This is a genomic window from Streptomyces bobili, from assembly GCF_002154575.1.
Lineage (GTDB): Bacteria > Actinomycetota > Actinomycetes > Streptomycetales > Streptomycetaceae > Streptomyces > Streptomyces bobili.
In genome coordinates, this window is sequence record NZ_MUBA01000919.1 from 322 (window position 1) to 765 (window position 444).

Below are 444 nucleotides of genomic sequence, written 5' to 3' on the forward strand. Positions count from 1 at the left end.
GGCTCACGGGCGCCCCTCGGCCCGGTCACGCCCGTCGCCCGCCGGATCCTCAAGTACGCCACGATGGGCGCCGGTTCGGCCCCGCACATGGTGGAGGCCTGCGCGCGGATCGTGCACGCCTGCCCGCGCCGGGTCCGGCACGCCTGGTCGAACGTCCTTCACCTGCTCGATCTCGACCACGCCGTACGGGAGTTGCGGGTACCGGCGGCGGTGATCGTGGGTTCGGCGGACCGGATGACCCCGCCCGTGCACTCCCGCCGGATCGCCGAGGCGCTGCCGCAGTGCGTCGGCCTCACGGAGCTTCCCGGCCTCGGCCACATGACGCCGGTGGAGGCCCCGGAGCTGGTCACCGGCACGATCCGGGACCTCGTCACCACCCACATAGCCATGAAGGAGGGCGCATGAGCAAGGTGAGCCTCGAAGGACAGGTCGCGGTCGTCACCG

1 protein-coding gene is annotated in these 444 nt (G+C 72.5%); it reads left to right on the forward strand.

Going from position 1 to position 444, the window contains the following annotated elements; genetic code table 11:
* Positions 1–405 (forward strand): alpha/beta fold hydrolase (locus BZL64_RS41850; RefSeq protein WP_244205815.1); only part of this gene is annotated, 405 nt, incomplete at its 5' end.
* Positions 406–444: the final 39 nt, after the last annotated feature.